Below are 25,865 nucleotides of genomic sequence, written 5' to 3'. Positions count from 1 at the left end.
GCTGTCAGTTCTGCTCGTCGTCGCCGTTCGACAGCGGGACGAACTCTTTTTCCTTGGCGTCCTCGAGGAACGTACTCGCAGTATCGCGCGTATCTGCGACTGTCGCACCGGCCAGCGCACCGATCGCACCGCCAGTGCTCGCGGCGTTTCGACTGAAGACGGCACCGATCGCGGCCCCGACTGCGGCTCCAATCGCTGCGTATCGCGCTCGAAGCAGTACGTGTTTGACGTGGGCTTTCGTGTCCGCAAAGTCCATATGACGACTATCGAGACTATCACGGATAAGTATGTCTCTCAGACCCACATTGTGCAGCGCTCCCACGCCTGTCCGCCAGTCACAAGCGGGCGATTGGCTCGCTTACAGCAGCGTCTCGATGTCGGCAAGCGAGTCGAGAACGTAGTCCGGCTGGATCGGCGACGTCTCGAGTGTCGTCTGATCTGTCACGCCAGTCCGAACGAGTGCGGTCGTCATGCCGGCTCGGTTCCCCAGTTCGATATCGGTGTTGAGGCGATCGCCGACGACCAGCGTCTGTTCGGGCGCCGCCTCGAGACGGTCCATTGCGGCCGTGGCGGCGATCGTGGACGGTTTGCCGAGGATCGCGTCGGGCTCTCGGCCGGCAACGGCCTCCATTGCGGCGAGGATCGCTCCAGTGCCGGGAATCAACCCACCGTCGACCGGAATCGTCGCATCGGGGTCGGTTCCATAAAACGGCACGTCATCATCGAGTGCACGCAACGCCTCCCAGAGCGCACTGTAGGAGAACGCTTTGTCGAACGACCCGAGGACGACGTCGGCGCGCTCGGGGTCGTCGGTGAGTTCGACGGCCGCGTCCGCGAGGATCGTCTCGAGTCGCTCGCTGCCGACGAGATACACGCGCTCGTCGGGATGGGTCGTTGCGAGATACGTCGCCGAGACCGTCGCTGAGGTAAGGACGCTGTCGGAATCGATCGCGATTCCGTGTGGCTCGAGCTTCTCGCCGTAGTGGTCGCTTCCACGGGTCGGATTGTTCGAGAACAGCAGTCGATCGATGCCGGCGTCATCGAGGGCAGAGAGGCCGTCGGTTACGTTCGGGAGCAGCTCCTCGCCTCGAACGATGGTGCCGTCGACGTCGAGGATCGCCGCCTCGTAGCTCGTCATTGTATACTGCTAGGGCTGGCTGTCGATTGAGTGTTGGGTTCGGGGAAATCAGCCGTGGGGATCCGCGGTCACTCCGAGCGTTCGAGTTCTAGGTCCGCCGTCTCGATGCCGGCGGCGTCGGCCCGCTCGTTGGCGTCGATCAGCCGCTCGAGTTTGGCTTCGAACTCGGCGTCGGACAGTTCGCCGGCTGCATACCGATCTTGGAGTTTCGTGACGGGGTCGCGTTCGCGGTCCGATCGACTCGAGTCGGTCGTGTCGGTGCCGACAGGACCAACGCGCTGGGTGAGATACCAGACGAGAAAGACACTCACCACGAGCAGCGCCGTGATCGCGAGGGCATACAGCGGGCCGGCAAACAGCAACACGGCAATGATCAGAATATCGGCAAGGACGAACTTGATGGCGAAGATCTCCGTGAGGCTATAGTTCGTTCCGCCGCGCTCGCTGCCCATAGTGACGTGTTGGGACTGTGTCGGAATAACTGTGGGGATCGGCTACATTCGCCAGGAGCGGGACGTTGGCTGCTGACCGGTCGCTCGAAAACGCGTCGTTCCGGGGAGGGAATTCTTATCCGCAAACCGTCCGTACCCCTGTCTATGACACTCGAGGTCGAACCCCCCGAGCCACCGGAACTGGAGTACGTCGATCCGAACGAGTACGAGGACGCAACGATCAGTGCAGACGGAGCCGACATCGACTACCGCCGCGAGGAACTGCAGGAGTTTCTCGAGGAAGGGGCCTGGGAGGAGGCATTCGAAGAGTGGCTTGTGGATACTGATCTCGAGGAACGGGCGTACGAGATTGCCCGCGACCTCGATCTTTTCGCGGGGTTTGACTTCTTTTGGGACGACTTCGCTGACCGCGTCGGCTATCACGCCCCCGGCATCCCCGAAGACTGGCAGGCGCGGGAGTACCATCCCGACCTCGACACGTGGGGAACTGTCTCCTCGATCAACGCCGAACTAACCGAGTTCGGACAGATCGTCTCGGAAATACTCAAAGACGAGTATATCGACTGGGAGGCCGAGTACGAACCGCCGGAGGATCTGCCGGATTTCGACTGAGTCACTCGACTGAAACGGGTTTTGCACCCATCCGACGGACGCGGTCGCTCCGGTACTGATGGGAGCCGGCGGTGGGAGAACTTCTGTTGACAGGCGACTACTCTCGAGGGACTGCGATATTCTGCGTGCGGCCACCACAGTCCGGACAGAACGCGAGTCAACTGCCCCGCGCACGGTGGCGCGGGGCTTGTCAGTGAACTCGGCCTCTACCCCAAGAGTGGGGGAGCCAGTGTATCTGGCTAACTCGGCGTCCTCGCTCCTGACTTCAGAGCGTATTGACTGACGCTCCTCCGACCGGACGACTGATGGCCCCGCCGGAGATACAACTCCGCAACGTTCTTCGCCGCATTGTAATCCGCGTGATTCGTCCTCCCACACGACTGGCACTCGAACTGCCCAGCGTGCCGGTTATCGTCGTGCGTGAACCCACACTCGTTACACCGCTTCGACGTATTTCGAGGATTCGTCGTATCCACGAACAAGCCCTCAAACTCCGCCTTGTACTCCACGAAGTCCTTCAGCTTGCGGAACGCCCACTCCGAATGCCACGCCGCTTCTGGCAAGTCCTCTCGAATCCCGTCCAACTCCTCGAACACGATACCGTCGCAGTCGTGTTCGAGTGCTTCTTCTATGATACCGTTCGCCACGTTGTGCAAAACGTGTTTCACGTATCGTTCTTCCCTGCCGGATAGGGATTCGATGGTTCGGTGTGCGGATTGCGTCCCGGTCTGCTGGAGACTGCCACGTGTTTTCTCGAACTCGCGGCGGTAGTGGTTGAGTTCATCTGCGTCGAAGAAGCGAGCTGTACTCGTCACAGCGATTTGGTTGACGCCGAGATCAACACCGAGAACCGTTCCGTTCTCGGTCGGTGACTCGGAATCGTCGTCTTCTTTTGGTGTTCGATAGCCAAGATGAATGTACCAATCACCGTCTCGATAGTGGAGTGTGGATTCTGTGTACTCCCACTCATCACTATCAAGATACACACGCTGGTATCCATCTTCGGCTTCGGGAAGAGACAAGTCAGCGTGGACGCGACTGTGGTTTCCGAGCGTGGTGAGTGTGACCGTTTCTTGGTCGGGGAAGACGGTGAGTGTGCGGCGGTCGAATGTCATCGACCGGCTTGTGAACTGTGGTTGTGAGGCTTTCTTTCCGTTTTTGCGGCATTCGATGCAGGATTTGATTGCGCCTGCGACTTCGTGGCAGGCGAGCGTGGCGTGCTGGTCGCCTAACTTGGTTTCCTGCTTGATTTGTTGTTTGGCGAGTTGTCGCACGTCGGACTTGGTGTGGCAAGTGTTCCACGCGAGGGTACTTGCGATGTTGCAGCCGTCGAGCCACTCTTCGATTGTGTCAAGGAGCAGTTGCTCATCCTCGTCATTACGGAGGGTGAGGCGAGTGATGAGTGTTCGACGGTGGTACTCGTCCGACGCCACATGTTCAATAAAGTGCTATTGATTTATAAAAGGCAGGGTTGGGTGTCGGCTTCAACCCCGCCCACGGTGGGGCGGGGAATCCGCCTCGCTACCTAGTTTGAATCGCCCACGTCTCGAAACCCACAGACGGTGCATTCGTAGTACGGTCGGGACGGCGTGTACGGGTCGATCTGAGTCATAGTGGGTTGTTAACTCATGCCACAAAAACGGTTGCGTTGGTATTCTTCTAGCGCACTTATCTCGATAGAGAAGCAGATGTATCCTAATGTATTGGACAGATGTTCAGTATGGGGCGACATGGGGCGCCAGCCGAACCGACATACTATATTCACGAACCGATCGTACGTGAACGATCGTCGCCGTCGGCGACGAGCCGTGAGGCGCGATCGGGCCGGTACTGACGGTTGTCTGGTAGTGTCACCCGTTGCCCGATGGCTGGAGTCGCTGGTCGATTTCGGTTCCAACACGCCGTCCACGTGTGAAGCGGTACGGCTGAGCGCTGGTGGCGTATCCGTCTCGAGGACGGTGAACAAAAAAGCGGTCAGCACGCAGCAGTTGTCGCCGCCGGGCTGGATGCAACGCCTCTACCCGGACCACTCGCCAGCGAGATCGCTCGCGATGTTCGATCGCCACTGCTCGAACCCGTCCTCACAGTCTGCGTTGGCATCGATATGATCGACGAATCCGGCACCAGGTGACTCGAGTTCGTCGCCACAGAACGGACAGCTGATCGGGTCGTTCCAGTCTGCGGTGGTGTTCACTGCCATGCTATCCGTTCTTGGCAGAAGAATCCATATAAGTGTACTCGGTTAAGAACTAGTACCTGTATATGGTATTTAATACCACTATTATTCGGCGTGCTCTCTCTCGATCTCGCTCCCGAGAGCGCGGCTGTCGGCCGCTCGGGGCAGTGTCACAGGCGGCAGGGCAGCTACGGATTCGAGTCCACGCTGTCGACCGAAGGCGAGACTCGAGTCGCTGAATCGGAGCGTACTCGTTCCCCCACCGATCTACTGTTGAACGTGAACGACACGAGTCGAGGGGTGGCCGGCCGGCTCGCCCACTACGACGTCCTCGTGGTGACAGCAGCGATCTGGTTTCTCGGGAAGTTCCTTCGGTACGCTTTTCCGCCGCTGTTTGACCCGTTTCAGGCGAGCTATGGCGTGTCAAACGCGGTTCTGGGGATGGCGTTCACCGGCTTCATGCTCGTCTACGCTGCCATGCAGTTTCCCTCCGGCGTGCTCGCAGACCGACTCGGATCGGTTGTCGTCATTACCACTGGTGCACTCGTCGCAGCGGTCGCGTCGCTCGCGCTGGTCGTCGACTCCCCGTTTCTCGTCCTCGTCGGGGCGATGCTCGTCATGGGTGCTGGAACTGGCGCTCACAAGACCGTCGCCGTCCGGTTGCTGTCTCGAGCCTACCCGTCTCGGACGGGCCGAGCGCTTGGGGTCCTCGACACGTTCGGTGCCTTCGGCGGCGTATTTGCACCCGCTGCAGTCGTCGCCGTTGCGGGACTTTCGTTTGCGTTCGGCGAGAGCTGGCGGCTCATCTTCCTGCTCGCCGGACTCGCGGGAGTCGGCCTTGCTGTGCTGTTCCGGGTTCGGGTCCCACGACGGATGCCAACTGAGTCCGAAGGTGACGCTGCGCCGACCGCAGCTTCAGCTGCCGGCGTCGGCCAGTATGCAACGCTCTTTCGAGACTGGCGATTTTCTGTGTTTGCACTCCTGACGATCCTGTTTTCGTTTACCTACAACGGGTTCGTGGCGTTTGCACCGCTGTATCTGACACAGGAGGCCGGGCTGACGAACGCAGCCGCAGGACTGCTCTACAGCGCGCTCTTTCTTGCGAGCCTGGTCCAGCTCGCCACCGGCGACCTCAGCGATCGAATCGGCCGGCTCCCGATCATTGTCGCGATGCTCGGTCTCGCGTCCGTTGCACTGGTTGCGTTCATCTCGCTGACTGGAATCGCCGGTCCGGTTGTCCTCGGCGCTGCACTCGTTGCCGTCGGGGTGGGTTCGCACGGCTTTCGACCTGTACGGGGTGCGTACCTGATGTCTACGATCCCCGACGACGTCGCCGGCGGTGGCCTCGGAGTGGTCCGCACGATGTTGATGGCTGCCGGCGCCGTCGCACCCGCGATCGTCGGCACGCTATCGGAAACGGCCGGCTTCCAGCCCGCGTTCTGGCTGCTCGCAGCGTCGCTCATCACAGCCACGGGACTCGCAACGCTGCTCTGGCTGCTCGAGTAGTGTGTGCGTAAGCTGGCGTCGAGAACCCGCTGTTTCCCAGTTTACCACGAAAAGAGTTAACACACCCCATTACATAGATACCCTCATGTCTGTTACTGAACCACTCGAGTACGAGTGTGTCGGCTGTGGCCATCGAGAGACGGTCATGGATGCACTCCTCAGCACCTGTCGGCGATGTGGAGGCGAGATGCGAAACGTCGAACTGATCCGGGAGTAGTCGAGTCGGCGACGCGCCGAGCCGGAGTGCCGACAGCGTTCTCGGGAGCGAGGGTGAGGGCAGCCACAGCGTCGGTCAGCGCTCGAGTGCGACCGCAGTACCGATGAGGACGAGTCCGAGCAGGACTGCACCCGCACCGACAGCCCCAGCACCGGTGAGAACGAGCGAACTGCCAGCGACGACGCCGGCACCGCCTCCGCCAGCAACGAGCGGAGTGACGACAGCCTGCGTCTCGTCTGTCGCAGTCTGTTCTCGACGCTGCATTCGATCCTGGAGTGTCTCAAGGGCTGTTTGGATTGCCTCGAGTTCGTCATCCCGGTTGGTCTCCAGCCCTGATTCGATGGCGTCGACACGTGTTTCGAGCGTCGACAGCTGGGTCTCGACCGGCTCGTCAGCGCCATCCTCGAGCAGTTTCCTGAGATCGTCGACCTCGGTCAGCACCGTCTCAAGTCGCCTCTCTTGGTCGTCGATGGTCTCGCGTTGCGCCTCGAGTCGGTTCGCGTGATCGCTCGTCCGGTCGTCGAGCCGCTCGGCTCGGTCGCCGAGGCCGTCATGCTTCCCTGTGATAGCCTCGATGCGATCATCGACGCTCTCGAGGCGGTTGTCGAGGTCGTCTGAGATCGCGTCAAGATCAGCAGCGAGGGCGTCGACCGTCTCTGCGGGTGCTGTTCGTTCCTCGAGTCCAGCCACGGTCTCCGAGACGGCCGACACCGTCTGCGTGAGATCGTCTAGTTCCGTCTCGAGGGTCGCGAGTTCGGCTTCGATGGCAGTCACCCGATCGCTGTCAGCTGCCGTCGTCTCGAGGCCACCGACCGTCTCCTGTGTGGTCTCGAGACGGGTCTCGAGGTCGGCAGTGCGGTCGCGAAACGAGTCGTGGACGGCAGCCAGCTCGTCGTCCAGCGCCGTGACGTGGCCAGCCGTCGATGTGAGTCGCTCTTCGGCGTCCTCGAGAGCCATGGTCGTCGCCTCGAGGTCGACACCGAGTTCGGTGACCCGTTCATCGATGGTCTCGAGGCCGCTATCGACGGCCTCGAGTTCGTCTTCGAGTGTTGAGTCGATCGACTCGAGATCGCCTTCGAGTTGTGCACGTTCCTCGTCAGCTCGCTCTGCGTGGGCTGTGAATCGATCCGAGACATCGCCAATCCGGAGTGCCTGCTCCTCGAGTCGGCCCGCGAGGCCGTCGATTCGAATTCCGTGCCGGTCGACAGTGTCGAGTTCGGCCTCGAGTTCCGAAACCGTTTCCGAGACCGCTTCGAGGGCAGTCGCTGACGCAGTTGTTTCTTCGAGTGTCTCCACCGACGCCTGCAGCCGTTCGAACTGGTCCCCGAGCGTGTCAGTGCGCTCAGCAACTGCCTCGAGATCGGCCGTGAGGTCGCCGATTCGATCGTCGAGCGCTGCCCGTTCGTCCGCGGTTGTTGTCTCGAGGGTTTCGATCGTCGCCTCGAGCGTGTCGAAATCGTCTGTTAGCGCCGACTCGAGAGAATCGACGTCGTCTTCGAGAGCGTCGTACGCGGTTGATACGCCCTCGAGTTCGCCCTCCAGAGTCTCGAGGTCGCTCGTGTAACGCTCACGTTCGGCTTCGAGGTCCGACAGCCCGTCCGTGACCGACTCGAGGTCGTCCTCGAGGGCGTCGACCGTCTCGGCGCTGGCCGTCTCCGCTTCGATGGACTCGAGATCGTCGAACACTGTCTCGAGGTCGGCTCGAACCGACTGGATCTCATCGTCTCGGTCGGCCAGACGGGCGAACAGCTGATCGATCGCGGCATCCGCTCGAGCGCGCTCTGTGTCGGTGCCGTCGTCGAGTGGATCGTCGAACGACAGCGTCGTCTCGCCGGTCGGTGCGGGTATCGCCGTGGAGACGTCGCCACCGGTGTCGTTCACGTCGGCTGGCGACCACGTCACAGCCTCGTGGGCGTCGACACCGTCTTTGGCGGCCGCGAGTGCGCCTCTGGCAGCGCTTGTGGCTGGATCGTTGGCGAGTCGCACGCCCCGGATCGAAAACGGCAGCGGTGCCGCATCGAACCGACCGCCAAGGAGATATTCGAGTCCATCGACTACGCCCGACCCAGCGAGTGCGACCGGGACGGCCAACCCTTGCTGGACATCGTTCTCGCTGGCTTCTGTCTCGAGCGCTGCTGCGAGGTCACTGATCAACGCGTCGAAGGCCGCGGCAAGCGCAGCCTCGATCTCGCCTGCTGCCGCGTCGGGATCGAGGGCAAACTGCTCGAGCGTGGCTTCGACCTGTGCTGGCTCGTGCCCTGTCTCGGTGGCTGCCTGTTCGACGACCCACGCACTCCCTTTTGCAAGCGAGAACGCCAGTGCAGGCACGCCGTAGTATGCGAGTGTGACGCTCGTGGTCTGGGGGCCGAGACGGATGCCGAGTCCAGTGTAGTTGTCGTCAGTGAACTGGTCGTAGACGACGGCAAACCCGCTGCTGATCGGTGTGACATCGAGTCCGCGATTGGCGAGGATCGACGCGACAGTATCGCGATGCGTGTCGGTCGGATCGTCCGCGTCGACCAGCGGTCCCGGAGTCGTATAACAGAGCCGCCCATCGACTGCATCGTCGATTTCGAGGACATCGTCAACGAGCGTCTCGAGTGCCGGTCCGGCGTACCCAGCTTCCGACAGGACACCGTTTGCGAACAGTGTTGCAGGCGTCTCACCCTCGGCATCGGCGAGGGTTTTTGCAGTCGGCCCGACCGCATACCGCGTCTCGTCCTGCTCGACGAACAGTTCATCACCCGTTTCCGTCCCTGCTGACTCGGCTTTCTCCTCGTCGGCTGGAACGACGATCGGACGAACCGATTCGATCGCCACCCCGTTTGACGCCTCGACAGCCGCTCGGATCGCCTCTGGACCGATATCGAGACCGTATTCCATGGCAACGGCAAATCGGACAGTCCTCTTTGCGTTTTGGCCTCGAATACCAGAACTGAAAACCAGCCGTGAGCTGCTCCCGTCGGCTGGGTATCAGTTCCGGCCCACCCGCGTGACGTACACCGGTGCCGGGATACGGGTACGAGCGCCAGCTCGAGACAGATCTCGAGTCGGCGATTCTGGCTGTCCGTCAGGAGGGCGACGGCCTTGACGCCGGTCGAGTGAGTGCGTATCTCCTCGGGGAGGATCAGATCAATCGCTATCTGATCGGGCTCCAAAACGACTGTACGCGGGCCTCGTTTTACTGTACAGCCACACGATCGATCGCATACAAGCCGGTTACAGGGGGGTCGCCATCCGAACTGGCCGACACTGTCCCGGGAATCACTAACCGAAGACAGCTTCGCGACTGGATCGTCGAGCAGGACTGGTCGTGGCTTCATCCGCGCTATCGGTGGCTGCTCGAGGCAGACTGATACGGACTGCTGTCAGTCAGTGCCGGTGTGCCTGCAGGGCGGTCGCAGGTGCACCGAGACGCCGGGAGTGCAGCTCGTCCGACAGCGGAACCGAGTTCTCGGTCACTCCGCCGAGTGTGCCGTCACCGAGTCCCCGACAGTGACCGACTCATCGAGTGCGAGTATCGCCCCAAGGGAGTCGTCGGGAACGCGTGTGTTGACCATCAGCCGGAAGTAGTGATCGAACCACGCCTCGCTGGCCCACTCGGGCAGGGTCGCCTCCCGACGTTCGACGAACGTTTCCTGAAAGTCCTCGGTCGGTTCGCCTGTCTCGGGATCCCGCGTCGGGACGACACACCGCTGACACGGGTTGACCCCCTGGAGCGTGGTCGACCCGATATCGAACGGGACGACCCGTCCGGGAGCGTCGTAGAGTCGGTCCTCCCAGAACGCGGGCGCATCGAGGATGAGATTCGGCCGCAGCCGACGACACATCTCGCCAGCGTCGATCCCATCGTACCACGAGGCGACTGCCTCGAGTGTGCCCGTACTGATCACCGTCGGCCCCGAGGCATCCGTATCGTCCGGGAACCCGCCCTCGTCGTTGCGAACGAGTTCGACCGGGTAGCCGACGTAGTCTGACAGCCATGCCGTGAAACAGTCTCGGTCGAGTTCGAGGTGGAACGTCTGTCGCTCGTCGTGACCGTGCTCACCGACCGTGACCGTCTCCCGTTCGAAGTCGTAGGTCGCCTCGAGTGTATGGAGTCGACGCTCTCGCTTGCCGTTGACATACCGGTCGTTCGGCTCGGTCGCTGCCATCGCATCCGGTGACTGTTCGACGATCGCATACCGCCGATCCCACGACAGCCCGCCGTTCGTGACGATCTCGGCCTCGGTGATCGACACCCCGTCGAGGGATTTGATCGGATAGACACGGATGGACTCGAGCTGTGGCATCGTTCGTGCCGTCGGTTCGCCGATGCATATGTGTATCTGTTCAGTCGAATCCGATCGTGGCCACGGCTCGAATCGAGGCTTCACGCCGCTACTCGAGGACACGTTTTTCCCGTTCGGAACCGTCAGGACAACCGAAATGTCTGTCGAAAACCCCCTCGCCGAGGTCGTCGATAACCTCGTTTACGAACCGGAACAGGTCCACGAACACGGTATCGATCTGACCGTCAGCGCAGTTTACGAGGTCGCTGCTCCCGGCCAGCTGGACTTCGGGGGCGACGAACTCGAGGATGCCGACCTCGAGCCAGTGGCGACCGACCTCCGACAGCCCGACGACGAGTTCGGCTGGTGGGACCTCGAGGGCGGCCAGTACGTCATCCAGCACAACGAGTTTCTGACCGGCCTCGAGGAACCGCTGCAGCTTCAGCCGCGGAACGAACTGCTGGCTCGTGGCGGCTCACACCCCTCGGTACTGGTCACCACACATCTGCCGTTGATCCCACTAACGGTCGCCGACGGCGGCTTGCGAATCAAAGAGAACGCGCGGATATCGACGCTGCTGTCGACTGGCGCTCGACCTGCTCGTCCCGAGTAAGTCGGGGGTGCCGTCCGCCCTCGTGCTCTCCGCTCGAGCGACCAACAGCAACAGCCGGCGGTGTATTTATGTCTGTGTACCAAACGTCGTTGTAATGTATCAGGACGTTCTCATTCCGACGGACGGGAGCGATGGCACTCGTCAGTCGATCACCCATGGCCTGACGATCGCAGATCGCTTCGATGCGACGATTCACGCACTTTCGATCGTGCCGGAGGGGCCGCTCGGAACGCTCCAGAGCGATGCAGCGACACCCGCTGCCCATCGCGCTGTCGATCGAATCGAGGCCGAAGCGTCCCGGGGCGGTGCCGAGGCCGTAACGGCGGTCGAGCAGGGCGTCCCACACGAGGAGATCCTCGAGTACGCCGACGACCACGATATCGACATGATCATCATGGGGACACAGGGCCGGACGGGGCTCGATCGACTCCTGGTCGGCAGCGTCACCGAACGCGTCGTCCGAATGGCCGACGTCCCCGTCGTGACCGTGCGCCTGACCGACGAGATCCAGATCGACGACGCCGATGATGCCGAACGGATCGCTCGAGCGACCCTGACAGCCGATGTCGAGGAACTCGAGGCGGACGACATCACGCTGCTCGAGAAGCCACATCGAATCAGTGCCGTCTGGACCGTCTCTCTGGAGACCGATTCGGAGACGGTGCAGGTCCACGTCGACGCGCTCTCGGGAGAGGCCCGAGTCGAGAGATGACGTGTAGGCTGATCAAAAACCGCTCTCCGCTCCGTTTTCTCGGCTGTTTCGTCTGAATCAGCCACCGACTGCGCCGTCGAACAGCTGCCCGTCGTCCCCAGTGTTATGCACGGACAACAGTCCAGTAGGCCCCACCATCGAAGATACAGGAGTGATCACATGATTCAAATGTCCGATTTGACTGTACAACGGTGGCACGCACTTATGCTGTGATTTCGGGTTGGGAACCGATATGAGGGCAGACCTGTGAACAGACGAACGATCTTGAAAACGGTTGCGGCTGGGAGTATCGTCCCAGCAGCACACATCGGGAAGCAAACAGTTGCCAGTGAACCAGCCGACACCACTGCAGCCGACAGTGATATGACCACCGACAGTGACACGACAGCTGACCACGAGGACACCCCAGTCGCCGTCCGTATCGTCGAAATTCCGGAGACCGTTACGGGAGGTGCAGTACTCGAGTGGACCGTCGAGGTCGAGAACCCGACCGATCAGTCGATCCGTCCAACCATCGAGTACACCGTCGATGGCGAGCCGGCAGGGAACGTGACACTCACCGTCGGCCCCGGCGAGACCGAGCGACCGTTTCCCTCGAGCTACCGGACCGAACCCGTCCCGGAAGACGACGAGGTGACGGTTCGGGCCGACGCCAACGGCGAGACAGACGAACGCACCGTTGGAATTCGTGCGACCGACGAACTGGACCCTGAACTGCAGTTTCCCGACCCCGAACCAGCCGTCCAGCCGGAGACGACAGTCCACTTCGAAGTCGGTGCTGTCGACCCCGATGCCGTTCAGACGACCACCTGGTGGATCGACGGCGAGAACGTTGGCGACACGCTGGCAGATCCATGGCAGGGAGTTTATTACGTCGAACAGGCAGCCCACTACTGGCAGGAGACGTTCGAGAGTGACGGACACGACAAGCGTGACGAGACCTACGAGGTGGTCGCTGGTGTCGACGTCGACGGCGAGCAGTACCGAGCCAGTTGGACGATCACCGTCACGCCGACAGGGCTCGAAGACCCAACCATCGACACCGCGCGACCAGCCCCTGGCCCTCTCGAGATCAGTCCCGGGGGAATGACTCTCGAGATCGACGTCAGTGACCCAGATGGAAACCTCGAGCGTGTCGTCTGGTGGCTCACCCAGGCGGATCGGATCCTTGGCGTGAGTGACGTCTCGGGCGCGTCAGATACAGCAACGCTCTCCGTCGACAGCGGTCGCTGTCACTCCTGTCAGCTCATTCCCTGGGTAATCACGGCTGATGGAACGTTCACCGCCGAACCGCTGTGGGAGTTCGTGGAGCCCGGCATCGACCCCGATGGCGCTGGCCTCGAGACCGAATCCTTCTAAACGGCCGACCCAACATGCTTTGGATGTGGAATTATCAGGGTCTATCACGTTCGTGCTGAGGACGGGGGCAGAACACCAGTCGTTGCCACGAATGGAGTTCTCACTCTGAGACATCGCCCCTCGTCTTTTAGACGGCGACGACCGGCCAGCGCCGACACAATCATGAACCGTCCTGCGACCACGCCGGTCACGCAGCACAACGGCGCGTCTCAACCCTGACCAAACCGCTCGCCAGCGATGACACTCCTGGTGGTCGTGGACAGCCACGCGGTACAGTCGAAACGTCTCCGGTTTTCACTCGGTTACGGCTGCTTGCGCGTCGAACGATCAGAGAGAATCGCCGGAATGTCGGTTGCGTCGCTCGCGAATTGAAAAGCCAGGGCGGGGATTTGAACCCCGGGAGTCTCGATTACAAGTCGAGTGCATGAACCACCCATGCTCCCCTGGCGCAGTTTTCGATTAGCGGTCCTCCTTTGAATGTGTATCGTTTTCCGATGAGTCCTCGCCCTCGAGTGAGCGCTGCATTGTGACTCGGAAATCGTCGTACCCTTTTCGGGCGTAAAATCGCCGTGCAGCCTCATTATCGGCCATCACCTCGAGGAGAAGGATGTCTACACCCTGGTCGGCAAGCGCGTTCTCGACGGCCTCGAGCAACGCGGTGCCGATCCCGTGGTTGCGAAAGGCGGGGTCGACGTAGAGATTCGACAGGTGGCCACGGGTGGCATCGAGCTCGAGCGAGCCGTGTTCAACGGCAAACGACGCAAAGCCGACAACATTGCCACCGAGGCGAGCAACAAGCAGGCCGTCGTTGATCTGGTGGGCCGTGAGCGTCTCGCGCATCGTCTCCCGGTTGGCAGCAGCTCGGACGGACGAGTCGTAGGTGCGCTGGTCACGGGCAAGCCGAACCCAGAGCGTCGTGACTGCTTCGATGTCGTCTTGAGACGCGTGTTCAATCGTCGGCTGGCTGTTGCTGTGTGGGTCCATTTTCGAGTGCCGTCACGGCAGGGAGCGGTTCCGCAGTGAGCATCCGCAACGCGGCACCGCCGCCGGTGCTGACGTGCGAAAAGCCGTCGACGCCGAGTTGGCGCAGCGCCGAGGCCGTATCACCGCCGCCGACGATACTCATCTCGACAGCTGTCGCCGCGTTGTAGAGCTCCCGTGTTCCCGTCTCGAAAGCCTCGTCCTCGAAGACGCCGGCCGGCCCGTTGAGGATCACCGTGCCCGCATCCTCGAGCAGTCGCTCGTAGTAAGCAAGCGTCGAACTGCCGATGTCCATCGCGGCCTCGCCGTCCTGTGGTGGCAAGGCGTTGACGCCGATTTCGTGTCGCTGCCCGTCGCGTTCGACGGCAACGTCACGCGGGAGTGCAACCTGTTCGCCGTAGGCATCGAGCAAGTCAGCGGCGCGATCGATCTCGTCCCAGTAGCCCTGATCGTAGATGAAGTCAGAGCTCGCGTCGCCGAGGTCGACCCCGTCGGCGATGAGAAAGACGTTGCCGACAACGCCGGCAGTGAGGACGTGATCGGCCAGCCCCTTCTCCAAGACGCTCCAGGCGACGTCGATCGAATCGGGAACTTTCGCGCCACCGAGAACGTAGATGCGTGGTTCAGGTGTCTCTTCGATCGAGCCGAGGGTATCGAGTTCGGACTCCATCACGCGGCCGGCGTAGCCGGGCAAAACGGTTGGAAAGCCGACGAGCGACGGCTGTGATCGGTGTGCCGCGGCGAAGGCGTCGTTGACGTAGGCGTCAAGTACCGGGGCCAGTCCCTGTACGAGATGGGTTCGAGCGGCCCGTTCTGGTTCGAACTCCATATACTCCTCGCTGTAAAAACGCGTGTTTTCGAGGACGATGCAGTCGCCATTTTCGAGCGCGCTGACGGCCTCGCGAGCAGCGTTGCTGAACGTGGCATCCACGTAGTCGACGGGATGTGAGAGCAGTTCAGAGAGTCGGTCGGCGTGTGACTCGAGGGAGACGAACTCATCACCACCGGGACGACCCTGGTGGGCGAGGACGGCAACTCGGCCGCCTCGCTCGATCAGTTCCGAAAGGGTGTCAACGTGGGCGCGTAGTCGGGCATCGTCGGCGAGCATGCCGTCGTCACCAATAGGGCTATTGACGTCGATGCGGACGCCGACGGTGGTCCCTTCGACGTCGAGGTCGTCGAGGGTATCGGTCATTATCGACCAGTCCACCGCGGCCCCCGAAAGGTCTTTCTATCGGAGAGATCGATGTCGATGACTGTTAGCATAGCACAGGTGTCTGTCGGCGCAGCCAGCGGAAGGACAGCGCCACCGTTGGCGCGAGCGGGTCGACAGGGGCGTTCAAACCGCTCGACAGTCCGTACAGACTAACTGTCCGTTCGCATCCCACAGCGAGTCCGCAAGCGAGCCACAGGCCTCACAGACACCCTGCGTCGAGTACTCGTCGCCGTTGGAACGCACCGGTGACTCGTGGTCGGAGCCGGCAAGAGTGGTCGACTGGGGGGAACGCTCGTCGATCGGCCGTTCCTCCTCGAGTGTCGGATTGCCTGACCGTGGCGGCGTCATCGTCGCCTGGAACGATCCCGCAGCGGCGATGACGTCTCGTTGAGTCACTAGCCCCACCACGCCGCTGTCGTCTTCAACCACGACGTTGCGGATGTCTTCACGAGCCATCGTGCTGGCAACATCGGTGAGCGACCGATCCGGACCGAACGTGATGACTGGCGAGGTCATCACGTCACCGACGGTCGTCTCATCGGGCTCGTGGCCGTCGCCGACGACACCGAGGACATCCCATTCGGTCATAATACCAACTGGTTCGCTCCCGCGGACGACGAGCACGCAACTCGCGCGTTCCTCGCGCATGAGCGCAACTGCGCCGCGGACGGAGTCTGACTCGCTCACACCGACGTATTCAGTCGCCAGGATATCCCTGACGGACAGTTCCGATTCCATATGTGAACAATACCCATAGATGGGCTAAAAGCTACCTCCACTACACTTAAGCAAATTCGCCACGAAGATCCGTGACTCACCGTCTCGAGCAGCCTACCACTCGAGTTCGACGCGGGTGCCGTCGGCACGGCACGTTTCGAGCGCGTGTTTCGCTGCGAAGCCAGCATCGTGTGCGCTCTTTCCACGCCCGACGCCGACCTGCAACTCGACATCGACTGCTTCTTCGACATGGGTAATCGCCTCCTCGTAGTCGGCTTCTTCGAGATCCGGGCAGACGACGATGATGTTGTCGCCGCCAACGAAAAAGGAGAGGCTGTTGTGGGCGTAGCGCATGTGGCGCATGAGCTCCGCATACCCCTGCTCGATCTCGATGAACGTATCGAAGGCGTTGAGCTCATCAGTGTACTGGCCAGTCGCGTTGACGACGTCGAAATGCGCGATCTGGACGTCTTCGTCGGTTCGGTGGACGTCATCGATGACCCGTCCCTCGAGACACTCTCGTCGGTCTTTGTCCTGTGCGCTACCGGCGTCCTGAATACGTGTTGTTGCGTCTGCAAGTGCCTGAACCGGGTTCGTACCGGTCGCGACACCGAGGCTGAGTGTCACGGGGTAGCGGTTGCCGACGGACTCCTGAAGGAGTTCGTGATCTTCGAACGAGCAGCCGTTCGTGACGGCGACCATGTTATCGAAACGGGTGAAAAAGACGTAGCCGTCACGGTTGCCGACGAACTGGGAGATGTCGGCATAGAGCCGGGATTGCAGCGTCTGGAGGTCTGCCTCCCTGCGTGGCTCTGGTGTCACCGTCCACGGCCCGTAGTTGTCGATCTGAAAGAGCGTCACCTGCGTATTAGTCACGGTGATCGATTCTTTCGAACGGCGTCGTATAAGTGATACGTAATCCAGATTCGTGATGGGAGTCGAAAACGCGACAGTCGATCGGCTCGAGCCGACAGTTAGGCGTGTTTCTTCTCCGGGTCTGCACCCTGTGGGTGGTAGTCCCAGAAGTCACCGGCCCGCATTGCGGCGCCGACTGCTTTGTGCATGTCGAGGATCGTCTCGAACTCCTCGTCATCGATGTATTCGAAGATGTCGCTCATCGGCACGACCGTCTCGTGGTTGATCCGGATCGGGTCGTCGCCGTGCTCGGCAACGAACTCGTCACGGTTGAGCGGGAAGTCCTCCTCCTCGTCGACTTTGTCAGCGATGATCCGCATGTCGAACTTTCGCATTCCTTCGCTCCCTTGCTCTCCGTCGGGATCGTGTGGCCAGTCCATATGGGAACGTGTGTAGGGGTCCCGCAAAAGGGTTACTCTCCATCGTCGCCTCGGTACGGCGCGGTCGCCTGACTGGGTCGGTTTCTGACCGCAGCCGTGTGGGTGGGTGGTCGCAGTCGGTCAGCGATAGTAACAACTGCAACTATGTACACGCTGATCGCACAGCCATCGTGCGATCAGATGTGCAGTGACGTGCAGTGGCTACTATATCGCTTCGAGATGCCGGGGGTCGATCCGGTACTTGACGGGACTATCTTTTTTACATTCGATGCGATATGACCGGACGAGATGACCTCAAACAGGCAACTCAGTCCCGAATGCACGGCACATCTCGAGCAAGCGCTAGCGGAAACTGACCCTGCGGAAAAGGACTTTCACGTGCGGCAGGTGCTACAAGCGTGTGCTGCCGGCCAGCTTTCGGACGAGACTGAGGCGGAGTAGGATTTTCGGCCCGGTGAATCGCCGCAGGCTGTGACTCGAGTGCGGGTTCATTTTACGGGGGACACGTGCTGTCAGTAGCACGTCCAACATCGTTCCAAGGCCACCAGAACGTGCGCTGTTTCGTTTGCTGTGACTCTCACTCAAGCCAGTGGCTTCCCTCGAGCAACGACTCAGGGATCTCGCTTGCGTTGGCGTGTAAGGACTTGCACACGACGGCGACGTCCTCGAATCGTGGGCCTCGAGAGGCAACCAGCGGGTCGGTGTCCCACTCGATAAATCCCATGTCTGCTAGCAGTGGCAGATGACGATGGTGGAGCTCTTGTCGAAGTGTGTCTCGATCACCGAACGACGTCGCTGGCGTCGCGCCGTCCGGCAACGAAACGGACTGAGCTGTCGGTTGATCCAGCAGTGAGGCGACGAGTTGACGGCGTGGCTCAGCCGAGATGGCTGTGAACACGTCGTTCCATTTCCTCACTGGCTGTGGCTCTTCCGTAACTCGTTGTCGAGTCATACGAACGCCTTCCATCTGATCTGGCTAAAGCATTACGATATTGATATAATGGTTAATAATGCGATAACATCGGGCTGGTGGACAACAGCGGGAACGATGTTCGGATGCGGTTCCGACGAGGAGTGGCTTTCGTCTGGAATCTCGAGCATCATGTCCGTGTCGGTCATCTGAGAGCTAGCTCGAGGGTGTCATTCAGTTGCTTATAATAATCACCGTCAGATATATGTCGCTGTAAACGAATATAGCGAACGAAACCCTGCGCCCAAAGGCACACACGTCCGCACGTGTGTTCCACCCGGTGTGGGTAGTTCAACGCCCAACGAAGCGATTATCGGCCGTCTCGAGTCGACGGCCATCGCTGACTGTGTACGAGACATATCATGATTGGATCCTCCTCAGCGGGAGTCTCCCATCCCGCGCGACGGTCTGTTTGCCCCAAACGTCTACCGATGAGCCGCCTCAAACAGTGGGATCGATGGAGGTGACCACCGATCTCGAGGCCAGCGACGACGATGAGTCGGCCGACTCGTCGCGGCCTCGCTGTTCGGTCTGTGGCTCGCTGCTGTCGATGGTGACCGTGATCGGGCCGGATGAAGCCATTGCGTCGCCCTGTGGCTGTCATGCCCCACCCGATATACTCGAGTCCTCGTAGACGAGTCCGCTCTGGATGTCGTTAGTCGAATCCGACTGGCTACCAGCGACGTGGAGTGCGGTTGTCGAGATTACGAACGTGCTGTTTTCGCCTCCTGGTTCTGGCTGACAGAGCGGGCCGCTGCAAGTGGGTTTTCGTGGTCGTGTGATCGGGTACGATTCTCAGCAGTTCACCCGTCGAGAGCGATTTCCTCCTCAGTCTGTCCATCCGTTCGTCAGCACGTTCGTCGATCACGAGTTCCTCGAGTCCGCCTCGAACTGTCACCTACAGAGGTCACTGGTCAGACTGGACTGCTCAAGCGCCGTGGCAATTGCCCACCAGAAAACGTGTTCGGCGGTCTACTGATCCGCCCAGCTGGACCGTCTCTCAGTCGTCGGCTGTCGTTTCGGCTTCGTCGCCGAGCACTTCCTCGCGGTGTTCGTCGAGCAGCGGCGCGCGGCCGCGTGGTTTGGGCGTCGTCTTGGACATCTTGATCGGATTGCCGGCAATCTCGACGTCACGGTCAGCACCGGGTTGTTCGACCGGAACGAGCATGTCACGCGCGTGAACGTGCGGATCCTCGAAGATCTCCTCGGTCGTCTGGACCGGCGCAACGGGAACTCGGCCCTCGAGTGTGTCGATGAGTTCGTCGTTGGTCAATTCGGCCGTCCATGCGGCCATTTCTTCGCGCAGCGCGTCGCGATTCTCGAGGCGGTCAGCCGCGGTTGGGTACTCCTCGGCAAGGTCTTCGCGTCCCATCGCCGCACACACTTCCTCCCAGTGGTTGGTGCCGAAGGCGGCGATGACAGTGTAGCCGTCGTCCGTCTCGAAGGCATCGTAGGGGAACAGGGTGGGGTGGGAGTTGCCCTGTCGAGTCGGAGGGGTACCAGCGTAGGACTGCTGGTAAATCGCGCGTTCGGTGAAACTCAGCATCGAGTCGTACATGCCGGTGTCGACGTACTGGCCTTCGCCAGTCTGTTCGCGGTGGTTGACCGCCGCGAGAATGCCGACGCAGTTTAGCGCCGCAGTAAAGAGGTCACCGACGCCGGGTCCGGTTTTCGTCGGTGGGCCGTCTTCCTGTCCAGTAATCTCCATGACGCCGCCGAGTGCTTGCGCAATGAGGTCGAACGAGGGCTGTCCCTGGCGGTGTGTTTCGCCCGTGCGTGGGTCACCGAAGCCACGGATCGAGGAGTAGATGAGCTCTGGATTGTACTCGGTGAGCGTTTCGTAGCCGAGATCGTACTTCTCCATCGTCCCCGCACGATAGTTTTCGACGACAATGTCGGCCTCTTCGACGAGCGAGAGGAAATCCTCGCGGTCCTCGTCGTCACCGAAGTTGAGCTCGATGCTCTTTTTTCCGCGGTTGACACTCTGGAAGTACCCACCGTAGGCTTCCGCTTCGGGGTCGTCGACGAACGGCGGATTCGAGCGGATAAGGTCGCCGCCCGGTCGTTCGATCTTGACCACGTCTGCACCCATGTCCGCGAGTAACATCGTACAGTACGGCCCAGCAAGCACCTGGGTCAGATCGAGCACACGGAGATTCGAAAGCGCTCCCATGTACGAGTCCTTGCGATACCAGCACCTAAATCCTTACTATTGATCATGAACTTTGTTAGATCGTAACATAGGGACGCTGTTAGGATGTTTAAGGAGTATGATCATGGAAGATCATTAGGTTTATAGTGGTGTTCCTCATGGTTCTGCATACGATGTCCCAAACGGTCGTCCTCGGCGTGATTGGTTCCGATGCCCACGTCGTTGGAATCACAATCCTAGAGCAGGCCTTCAGTGCAGCAGGCTTTGACGTTGTTAACCTCGGTGTCCAGACCTCCCAGCAGGAGTTCGCCGAGGCAGCTGTAGACCACGACGCTGACGCCGTCTTGGTCTCCTCGCTCTACGGCCACGCCGAGCAGGACTGTCAGGGATTCCATCACGTCTTGGAGGAAGCAGGCGTCGACGCAGTCACCTACATCGGTGGCAACCTCGCCGTCGGTCAGGACGATTTCGAGCAAACCCGAAAGACGTTCCGGGAGCTTGGATTCGACCGTGTTTTCGACTCCGAGACAGATTCCGAAGACGCGATCGAAGCGCTTCGCCAGGACCTGCAGATTACACCGACTGAGTCGGAACGCGCCACTATCAGTTCCTAGATGATACGAGACGAACGTATTCCCTCCGACGAGCTACGGCGTATTGACGAGGAGATCCGGTCTAACTGGCACACCGGCGACGACGTCGACTTCGAGGACGCCATCGCATACCACGAGTCGCTGCCCGACCACAAGCGATTCGCGGATGTCCTCGAGTCGGCTGACAAGCCGCTCTTGCAGCCTCGAGCCGGCGTTCCCCGGCTTGACGACCAGATCGAGCTCCTGAGATATCTTCACGAAGAGGGACAGGCAGACCTCCTCCCGACGACGATCGACTCGTACACGCGAGACAACGAGTACGAGAAAGCCCAGCAGGGCTTAGAGAAAGCCCGCGAGACGGGCGACGACACGTTGAACGGCTTCCCGGCCGTCAACCATGGCGTCGATGGCTGTCGGAAGCTGATCGACGCGGTCGACGCGCCGATCGAAGTTCGCCACGGCACCCCGGACGCCCGGCTGCTGGCGGCGATCACCTTCGCAGGTGGCTTCCAGAGCTTCGAAGGCGGCCCGATTTCCTACAACATTCCGTACACGAAACGCCATGGGCTCGAGGAAACGATCGAGCGCTGGCAGTTCGTCGACCGGCTAGCCGGGGCCTACACCGAACGCGGCGTGCGGATCAACCGCGAGCCGTTCGGTCCGCTCACAGGGACGCTTGTCCCACCATCGATCGCAATCGCGGTCATGCTGATCGAAGGCAAGCTCGCAGCGACACAGGGCGTGCGCTCGATCACGCTCGGCTACGGACAGGTCGGTAACGTCGTCCAAGACGTCGCCGCCCTGAACGCGCTGAAAAAGCTGGGCAACGAGTATCTGCCCGACGAAGTCGTCGTCACCACTGTCTTCCACGAGTGGATGGGCGGGTTCCCGCCGGACGAAGCCCGCGCCAACGGAGTCATCAGCTTCGGCGGGATGACCGCCGCGATCGCCAAGCCAGATAAGGTCATCACGAAATCCCCACAGGAGTTCCAAGGGGTTCCGACGATGGAGGCGAACTCCGCCGGCCTGCGCACCACACGCCAGGTCATCGATATGGCCATCGAACAGAAGATCGACATCGATGGCATCGCAGAGGAACAGGACCTCATCGAGCGCGAGACCCGGTGTCTGATGGACACCGTCTTCGAACACGGCGACGGCGACGTCGTTCAGGGGACGCTCAAGGCGTTCGACTCCGGTGCCCTCGACGTTCCCTTCGCACCCAGCGACAGTGCGAAAGGGGCTGTGTTACCGGCCCGAGACGACGACGGTCGCGTCCGCATCTTCGAGTGGGCCGACCTCGCGATGGACGACGATATCAAAGAGATTCACAAGGCGCGACTCGCCCAACGTGCTGACACCGAGGGCCGCAAACAGTCGTTCCGGATGGTTGCAGACGACGTCGACGCGATCAGCGACGGCAAACTCATCGGTCGCCCACAGGGCGACGTGAAACTATGAATATTACAGGCATATACGCAACGCCCGGCTACTCCGGGTTCTTCTTCGACGACCAGCGCGCGATCAAGCAAGGTGCCGAACACGACGGCTTCACCTACGTGGGCGAGCCCGTCACCGAGGGCTTCGACGAAATCCGACAAGCCGGCGAGTCGATCATCGTCGACATCGAACTCGAGGACGGCACCGTCGTCCGCGGTGACTGTACCGCCGTCCAGTACTCCGGTGCCGGCGGGCGTGATCCGCTGTTCAAAGCCGAGGAGTACGCTCCCGTTATCGAGGGCCCTGTTGCCGACGAACTCGTCGGCCGCGATGCGACCGACTTCCTCGACAACGCTGAGACGCTCGAGGAGATGGAAGTCGAGGGCGACCGTCTGCACACGGCGATCCGATACGGTGTTTCCCAGGCGCTGCTCGCCGCAGCCGCCGAAGCCGAACAGACCACGCAGACAGACGTGATGGCCGATGCACTCGGTACGGAGCCGGCAACCGAACCGGTGCCCGTCTTCGGCCAGTCCGGTGACGACCGCTACAACAACACTGAGAAGATGTTCGTCAAGGGCGTTCCCGTCCTGCCCCACGCGCTCATCAACAGCGTCGAGAAGATCGGCGAAAACGGCGAGACCTTACTCGAGTACGTCGAGTGGCTCGTCGAGCGATCTCAGGAGCTCGGCCCCGACGACTACGATCCCCGATTCCACATCGACGTCTACGGCATGATCGGAGAGATCTTCGACGGTCCCTATGACCGCGACGAAGTGGTCGACTACTTCGCCGCCTTAGAGGAGGCCGCCGCGCCGTACCCGCTTCAGATCGAGGGGCCGATGGACGTTGGCAACCGAGAAGATCAGATCGCAGCGATGGTCGAACTTCGCGAGGGACTCGAGGCGGCCGGTGTCGATGTCGACATCGTCGCCGACGAGTGGTGTAACACCTTCGAGGACGTCCAAGCGTTCGTCGACGCCGGCGCAGCCGACCTCGTGCAGATCAAAACTCCCGACCTTGGTGGCATTCACCGGAGCGGACAGGCAGTTCGCTACTGTGAGGGGACCGACACCCGTGCCTATCTCGGCGGGACCTGCAACGAAACGGAAACCTCTGCGCGTGCCTGTGCCCACGTCGCCCTCGCGACGGACGCCGCACAGACACTCGCAAAGCCCGGTATGGGCTTCGACGAGGGCTACATGATCGTCGAAAACGAGATGCGACGCACGATCGCACGCCGCGAGCGAGACCAACAGACCGAGACTGACGAGATTACTGCAGATGACTGATTGGACCGATCCCGACACGTTTGCACAGGCACTCGAACAGGTCGAAACCAAAGAGAAGGGCAACTGCTTCGAGGACTTCGCGGACGGCGACGTCATCGAGCACGACCCCGGACTCACGCTCACCCGGTTTGGCAACGAACAGTGGATGGGCCAGACGCTCAACCACGACCCAGCCTACTGGCGAACCGATGCGGCCGAGGCCCGTGGCTACGACGAGCCACCGATCCATCCGGACTACCTGACGGCGGCGACGCTGGGCATCACCGTCGAGGACCTGAGTGAGAAAGGCGGCTACTTCCTCGGCCGAACGGACGTCCGCTTCCCTGAAGCGCCGGTGTATGCGGGTACCGAACTCCACGTCGAAAGCGAAGTCGTCAACACGGCGACCTCGAGTTCCCGTCCCGAGTACGGCATCGTTAGTTGGCGCACTCGCGGCAAAGACGCCGAGACCGGCGAGGTGCTGTGCTCGTACGAACGGACGAACATGATCCCACGTCGCGAGCCCGTTGCGACCGACGGAAGTGGCGCGGCAGCTGCCGAAGCCGACGACGGCCCCGACCTCCCCGAGGAGTTCATCACGCCAGATGGAGGCTACTTCGAGGACTTCCAGGCCGCACTCGAGGAAGCCGACGGCGAAAACGCAGCCGTCGCCTACCGCCACGAACGCGGCCGCACACAGGACGACGTCACCGTCGCCCAGCTTCCACTGTCGACGCTCAACACGGCAAAACAACACCACAACGTCGACGTGATGAGCGACTCGCCATCCGGCGACATCGTCACCTATGGCGATGTCACCCGCTCGACGGCGCTGGGTCACGCTCGCTCGGACGAGCAGACCTGGCGCGAGGTCGGCTTCGACGACGAATCGTTCCACACGTTCGTCGCCGTCGGCGACACCGTCTACGCCTTTACGCGTGTGCTCTCGGCCGAAGACGACGCCTCGAGCGAGCAGGCAGGCACTGTCACCTTCGAACACATCGCGTTCAATCAGGACGACGAGCCTGTCTACTCGGGGACACGCACGGCGGAAATCCAAAAGCGTTCTAACTAACACGATCGAACATCATAATCGCACGCAGACAACTACGAACTCACAGACATGACTGACGACATCCGACTCTGCCGAACGTTCCAGACTGCACCGGCCGCCGTTCCAAAAGACGACTCGGCGAAATACCTCCGCTCGGGCCTCGAAGCTGAGGGGTTCCAGGCTCCCGACTGGCTCGTCCCCGACATGGAAGACGGCACCGCGCCGAATATGAAAGACGAAGGGCTCGAGAACACGATCGAGCTCGTTCCCGAGTACGACTTCCCCGGCGAGATCTGGCCCCGCGTCGAGTGGAGCTACGAGGACGCCTCCTTCCGTGACCGCGGTCGCGAACAGATCGATCAGCTCGTCGGCGAGATTGGCGACGAGCTCGACGGCGTCGTCGTCCCCAAGGTCGGCCGCGTCGAGGACGTCAAACGAGCCGCTGAAGTCGTCGCGGAAGCCGAGGCCGAACACGGCTACGCCGACGGCTCGATCAAGCTCTCGATCATCATCGAAACCGGCCGCGCTCGCTCGGATCTGCGCGAGATTGCCAAGTTCGGCGAGGAGTCCCGGCTCACCGCGCTCGTCTTCGGTCCCGTCGACTACGCCGCCGAACTCGGCGCTCGAGACCTCGGCGACGGTCGGCCACGCTGGGACGGCCTGCTCGAGGCGCTCTCGAACGAAGCCAGCGCTGGCGGCCTCCTCTCGATCGGCGGCCCGTTCGACGACCTGTTCAAAGAGCGCGCTGGTCTGACCTACTACAACGCCGACGCCTACGCCGACCAGGTCGAACACGAAGCCCACCTCGGCCTCGACGGCTCGTGGTCGCTGTATCCGAAACAGACGATTCAGGCCAACACCGTTCACATGCCCACGCCCGAGGAACTCGAGCGTGACGTGAGCAAGATCGAGCGCTTCAACGAAGCCAAAGCTGAGGGGACTGGCGCAGTGACCCTCGACGGCCAGATGGTCGACGAAGCCACGTTCAAGGTCTTCCGCAACACGATCTTGCAGGTCCGAGCGATCGACGACACCCGACCCGAGCAGACTGAAGAGTACTACGACGCGGACTTACTCGAGCGCGCTCGCACCCTCGAACTCTCCTACCAGTAACCACGGT

The 25,865-nt window shown here is 61.3% G+C and carries 28 protein-coding genes and 1 tRNA gene; 13 read left to right on the top strand and 16 right to left on the bottom strand.

Annotated features, from left to right (window positions below; translation table 11 throughout):
• Positions 1–4 precede the first annotated feature (4 nt).
• From DV706_RS13005 to DV706_RS12995, 3 genes are all read right to left on the bottom strand, one after another.
• The gene (locus tag DV706_RS13005) at positions 5–256 is read right to left on the bottom strand and encodes a glycine zipper 2TM domain-containing protein (protein ID WP_006064542.1); all 252 of its coding nucleotides are present in this window, start codon (positions 254–256) and stop codon (positions 5–7) included.
• Positions 257–358: 102 nt separating this feature from the next.
• A complete protein-coding gene (locus DV706_RS13000) occupies positions 359–1,138 on the bottom strand; it encodes an HAD-IIA family hydrolase (RefSeq protein WP_006064541.1) in 780 nt (259 codons plus the stop codon).
• 68 nt (positions 1,139–1,206) lie between these two features.
• On the bottom strand, positions 1,207–1,590 hold the full coding sequence (locus tag DV706_RS12995) for an SHOCT domain-containing protein (protein ID WP_006064540.1): 384 nt from the start codon (positions 1,588–1,590) through the stop codon (positions 1,207–1,209).
• A gap of 144 nt (positions 1,591–1,734) precedes the next feature.
• On the opposite strand from DV706_RS12995, the gene DV706_RS12990 reads away from it, so the two are divergent.
• Positions 1,735–2,202, top strand: a complete 468-nt coding sequence (locus tag DV706_RS12990; RefSeq protein WP_006064539.1) for a hypothetical protein — start codon at positions 1,735–1,737, stop codon at positions 2,200–2,202.
• 239 nt (positions 2,203–2,441) lie between these two features.
• On the opposite strand, the gene DV706_RS12985 is transcribed toward DV706_RS12990, so the two are convergent.
• The 3 genes from DV706_RS12985 to DV706_RS12980 all read right to left on the bottom strand — a co-directional run bounded on the left by DV706_RS12985 (position 2,442) and on the right by DV706_RS12980 (position 4,402).
• Positions 2,442–3,635: an RNA-guided endonuclease InsQ/TnpB family protein gene (locus DV706_RS12985; RefSeq protein WP_006064538.1), complete on the bottom strand. Its 1,194-nt coding sequence runs from the start codon at positions 3,633–3,635 to the stop codon at positions 2,442–2,444.
• Positions 3,636–3,727: 92 nt separating this feature from the next.
• Positions 3,728–3,814 (bottom strand): DUF7129 domain-containing putative zinc-binding protein, encoded by an 87-nt coding sequence (locus tag DV706_RS22570; protein WP_449406816.1) that lies wholly within the window; start codon positions 3,812–3,814, stop codon positions 3,728–3,730.
• Between the two features lie 405 nt (positions 3,815–4,219).
• Positions 4,220–4,402, bottom strand: a complete 183-nt coding sequence (locus DV706_RS12980; protein WP_006064537.1) for a DUF7501 family protein — start codon at positions 4,400–4,402, stop codon at positions 4,220–4,222.
• 255 nt (positions 4,403–4,657) lie between these two features.
• Between DV706_RS12980 and DV706_RS12975 the strand changes: the two genes are divergently transcribed.
• Together DV706_RS12975 and DV706_RS12970 are read left to right on the top strand one after the other, a co-directional pair.
• Positions 4,658–5,884: an MFS transporter gene (locus DV706_RS12975; RefSeq protein ID WP_049889615.1), complete on the top strand. Its 1,227-nt coding sequence runs from the start codon at positions 4,658–4,660 to the stop codon at positions 5,882–5,884.
• A gap of 85 nt (positions 5,885–5,969) precedes the next feature.
• On the top strand, positions 5,970–6,101 hold the full coding sequence (locus DV706_RS12970; RefSeq protein WP_006064535.1) for a rubrerythrin-like domain-containing protein: 132 nt from the start codon (positions 5,970–5,972) through the stop codon (positions 6,099–6,101).
• 75 nt (positions 6,102–6,176) lie between these two features.
• Here DV706_RS12970 and DV706_RS12965 read toward each other — a convergent pair whose 3' ends face one another.
• Positions 6,177–8,984: a disk-shape morphogenesis protein volactin gene (locus DV706_RS12965; RefSeq protein ID WP_006064534.1), complete on the bottom strand. Its 2,808-nt coding sequence runs from the start codon at positions 8,982–8,984 to the stop codon at positions 6,177–6,179.
• A 122-nt stretch (positions 8,985–9,106) separates the two neighbouring features.
• Between DV706_RS12965 and DV706_RS12960 the strand changes: the two genes are divergently transcribed.
• Positions 9,107–9,457: a hypothetical protein gene (locus tag DV706_RS12960; protein ID WP_006064533.1), complete on the top strand. Its 351-nt coding sequence runs from the start codon at positions 9,107–9,109 to the stop codon at positions 9,455–9,457.
• 102 nt (positions 9,458–9,559) lie between these two features.
• Here DV706_RS12960 and DV706_RS12955 read toward each other — a convergent pair whose 3' ends face one another.
• The gene (locus tag DV706_RS12955; protein ID WP_006064532.1) at positions 9,560–10,393 is read right to left on the bottom strand and encodes an MOSC domain-containing protein; all 834 of its coding nucleotides are present in this window, start codon (positions 10,391–10,393) and stop codon (positions 9,560–9,562) included.
• A gap of 136 nt (positions 10,394–10,529) precedes the next feature.
• Between DV706_RS12955 and DV706_RS12950 the strand changes: the two genes are divergently transcribed.
• The 3 genes from DV706_RS12950 (at position 10,530) to DV706_RS12940 (ending at position 13,056) form a co-directional block, all read left to right on the top strand.
• A complete protein-coding gene (locus DV706_RS12950; protein ID WP_049889614.1) occupies positions 10,530–10,985 on the top strand; it encodes a dCTP deaminase/dUTPase family protein in 456 nt (151 codons plus the stop codon).
• Positions 10,986–11,079: 94 nt separating this feature from the next.
• A complete protein-coding gene (locus tag DV706_RS12945) occupies positions 11,080–11,697 on the top strand; it encodes a universal stress protein (RefSeq protein WP_006064530.1) in 618 nt (205 codons plus the stop codon).
• 363 nt (positions 11,698–12,060) lie between these two features.
• On the top strand, positions 12,061–13,056 hold the full coding sequence (locus tag DV706_RS12940) for a hypothetical protein (protein WP_240756766.1): 996 nt from the start codon (positions 12,061–12,063) through the stop codon (positions 13,054–13,056).
• Between the two features lie 374 nt (positions 13,057–13,430).
• Here DV706_RS12940 and DV706_RS12935 read toward each other — a convergent pair.
• The 7 genes from DV706_RS12935 to DV706_RS12905 all read right to left on the bottom strand — a co-directional run bounded on the left by DV706_RS12935 (position 13,431) and on the right by DV706_RS12905 (position 18,217).
• A tRNA-Thr gene (locus DV706_RS12935) sits at positions 13,431–13,504 on the bottom strand.
• Positions 13,505–13,515: 11 nt separating this feature from the next.
• Complete coding sequence (locus DV706_RS12930) at positions 13,516–14,040, bottom strand: GNAT family N-acetyltransferase (RefSeq protein ID WP_006064528.1); 525 nt, start codon at positions 14,038–14,040, stop codon at positions 13,516–13,518.
• Positions 14,006–15,232 carry a phosphoglycerate kinase gene (locus DV706_RS12925; RefSeq protein ID WP_006064527.1) on the bottom strand — a complete coding sequence of 409 codons (1,227 nt, stop codon included), beginning with the start codon at positions 15,230–15,232 and terminating at the stop codon, positions 14,006–14,008. The genes DV706_RS12930 and DV706_RS12925 overlap by 35 nt, the downstream gene beginning before the upstream one ends.
• A gap of 144 nt (positions 15,233–15,376) precedes the next feature.
• Positions 15,377–15,991 carry a CBS domain-containing protein gene (locus tag DV706_RS12920; RefSeq protein WP_006064526.1) on the bottom strand — a complete coding sequence of 205 codons (615 nt, stop codon included), beginning with the start codon at positions 15,989–15,991 and terminating at the stop codon, positions 15,377–15,379.
• 93 nt (positions 15,992–16,084) lie between these two features.
• Positions 16,085–16,846: a GTP cyclohydrolase III gene (locus DV706_RS12915; protein ID WP_006064525.1), complete on the bottom strand. Its 762-nt coding sequence runs from the start codon at positions 16,844–16,846 to the stop codon at positions 16,085–16,087.
• Between the two features lie 98 nt (positions 16,847–16,944).
• A complete protein-coding gene (locus DV706_RS12910) occupies positions 16,945–17,265 on the bottom strand; it encodes a DUF5785 family protein (RefSeq protein ID WP_006064524.1) in 321 nt (106 codons plus the stop codon).
• Positions 17,266–17,842: 577 nt separating this feature from the next.
• A complete protein-coding gene (locus tag DV706_RS12905) occupies positions 17,843–18,217 on the bottom strand; it encodes a hypothetical protein (protein WP_049889613.1) in 375 nt (124 codons plus the stop codon).
• Between the two features lie 475 nt (positions 18,218–18,692).
• Between DV706_RS12905 and DV706_RS21790 the strand changes: the two genes are divergently transcribed.
• Entirely contained in the window at positions 18,693–18,869 is a 177-nt protein-coding gene (locus tag DV706_RS21790; protein ID WP_006064521.1) for a hypothetical protein, read from the top strand.
• A 366-nt stretch (positions 18,870–19,235) separates the two neighbouring features.
• Here the strand turns inward: DV706_RS21790 and mct are convergent, their stop codons facing one another.
• On the bottom strand, positions 19,236–20,408 hold the full coding sequence (mct, locus tag DV706_RS12900) for a succinyl-CoA:mesaconate CoA-transferase (RefSeq protein ID WP_006064520.1): 1,173 nt from the start codon (positions 20,406–20,408) through the stop codon (positions 19,236–19,238).
• 137 nt (positions 20,409–20,545) lie between these two features.
• Between mct and glmS the strand changes: the two genes are divergently transcribed.
• Genes glmS through citE form a run of 5 tightly spaced genes read left to right on the top strand, consistent with a single transcriptional unit; the run spans position 20,546 to position 25,858 of the window.
• The gene (gene glmS / locus DV706_RS12895; RefSeq protein ID WP_006064519.1) at positions 20,546–21,001 is read left to right on the top strand and encodes a methylaspartate mutase subunit S; all 456 of its coding nucleotides are present in this window, start codon (positions 20,546–20,548) and stop codon (positions 20,999–21,001) included.
• Positions 21,002–22,441 carry a methylaspartate mutase subunit E gene (locus DV706_RS12890; protein ID WP_006064518.1) on the top strand — a complete coding sequence of 480 codons (1,440 nt, stop codon included), beginning with the start codon at positions 21,002–21,004 and terminating at the stop codon, positions 22,439–22,441.
• Positions 22,438–23,712, top strand: a complete 1,275-nt coding sequence (locus tag DV706_RS12885) for a methylaspartate ammonia-lyase (protein ID WP_006064517.1) — start codon at positions 22,438–22,440, stop codon at positions 23,710–23,712. The genes DV706_RS12890 and DV706_RS12885 overlap by 4 nt, the downstream gene beginning before the upstream one ends.
• Positions 23,705–24,766, top strand: coding sequence for a 2-methylfumaryl-CoA hydratase (gene mch, locus DV706_RS12880; RefSeq protein WP_006064516.1), 1,062 nt, complete (start codon positions 23,705–23,707; stop codon positions 24,764–24,766). The genes DV706_RS12885 and mch overlap by 8 nt, the downstream gene beginning before the upstream one ends.
• A gap of 48 nt (positions 24,767–24,814) precedes the next feature.
• Positions 24,815–25,858: an L-malyl-CoA/beta-methylmalyl-CoA lyase gene (citE, locus tag DV706_RS12875; protein ID WP_006064515.1), complete on the top strand. Its 1,044-nt coding sequence runs from the start codon at positions 24,815–24,817 to the stop codon at positions 25,856–25,858.
• Positions 25,859–25,865 lie beyond the last annotated feature (7 nt).

This window comes from Natronorubrum bangense, from assembly GCF_004799645.1.
Taxonomy (GTDB): domain Archaea; phylum Halobacteriota; class Halobacteria; order Halobacteriales; family Natrialbaceae; genus Natronorubrum; species Natronorubrum bangense.
This window is presented reverse-complemented; position numbering and strand designations above follow the sequence as displayed.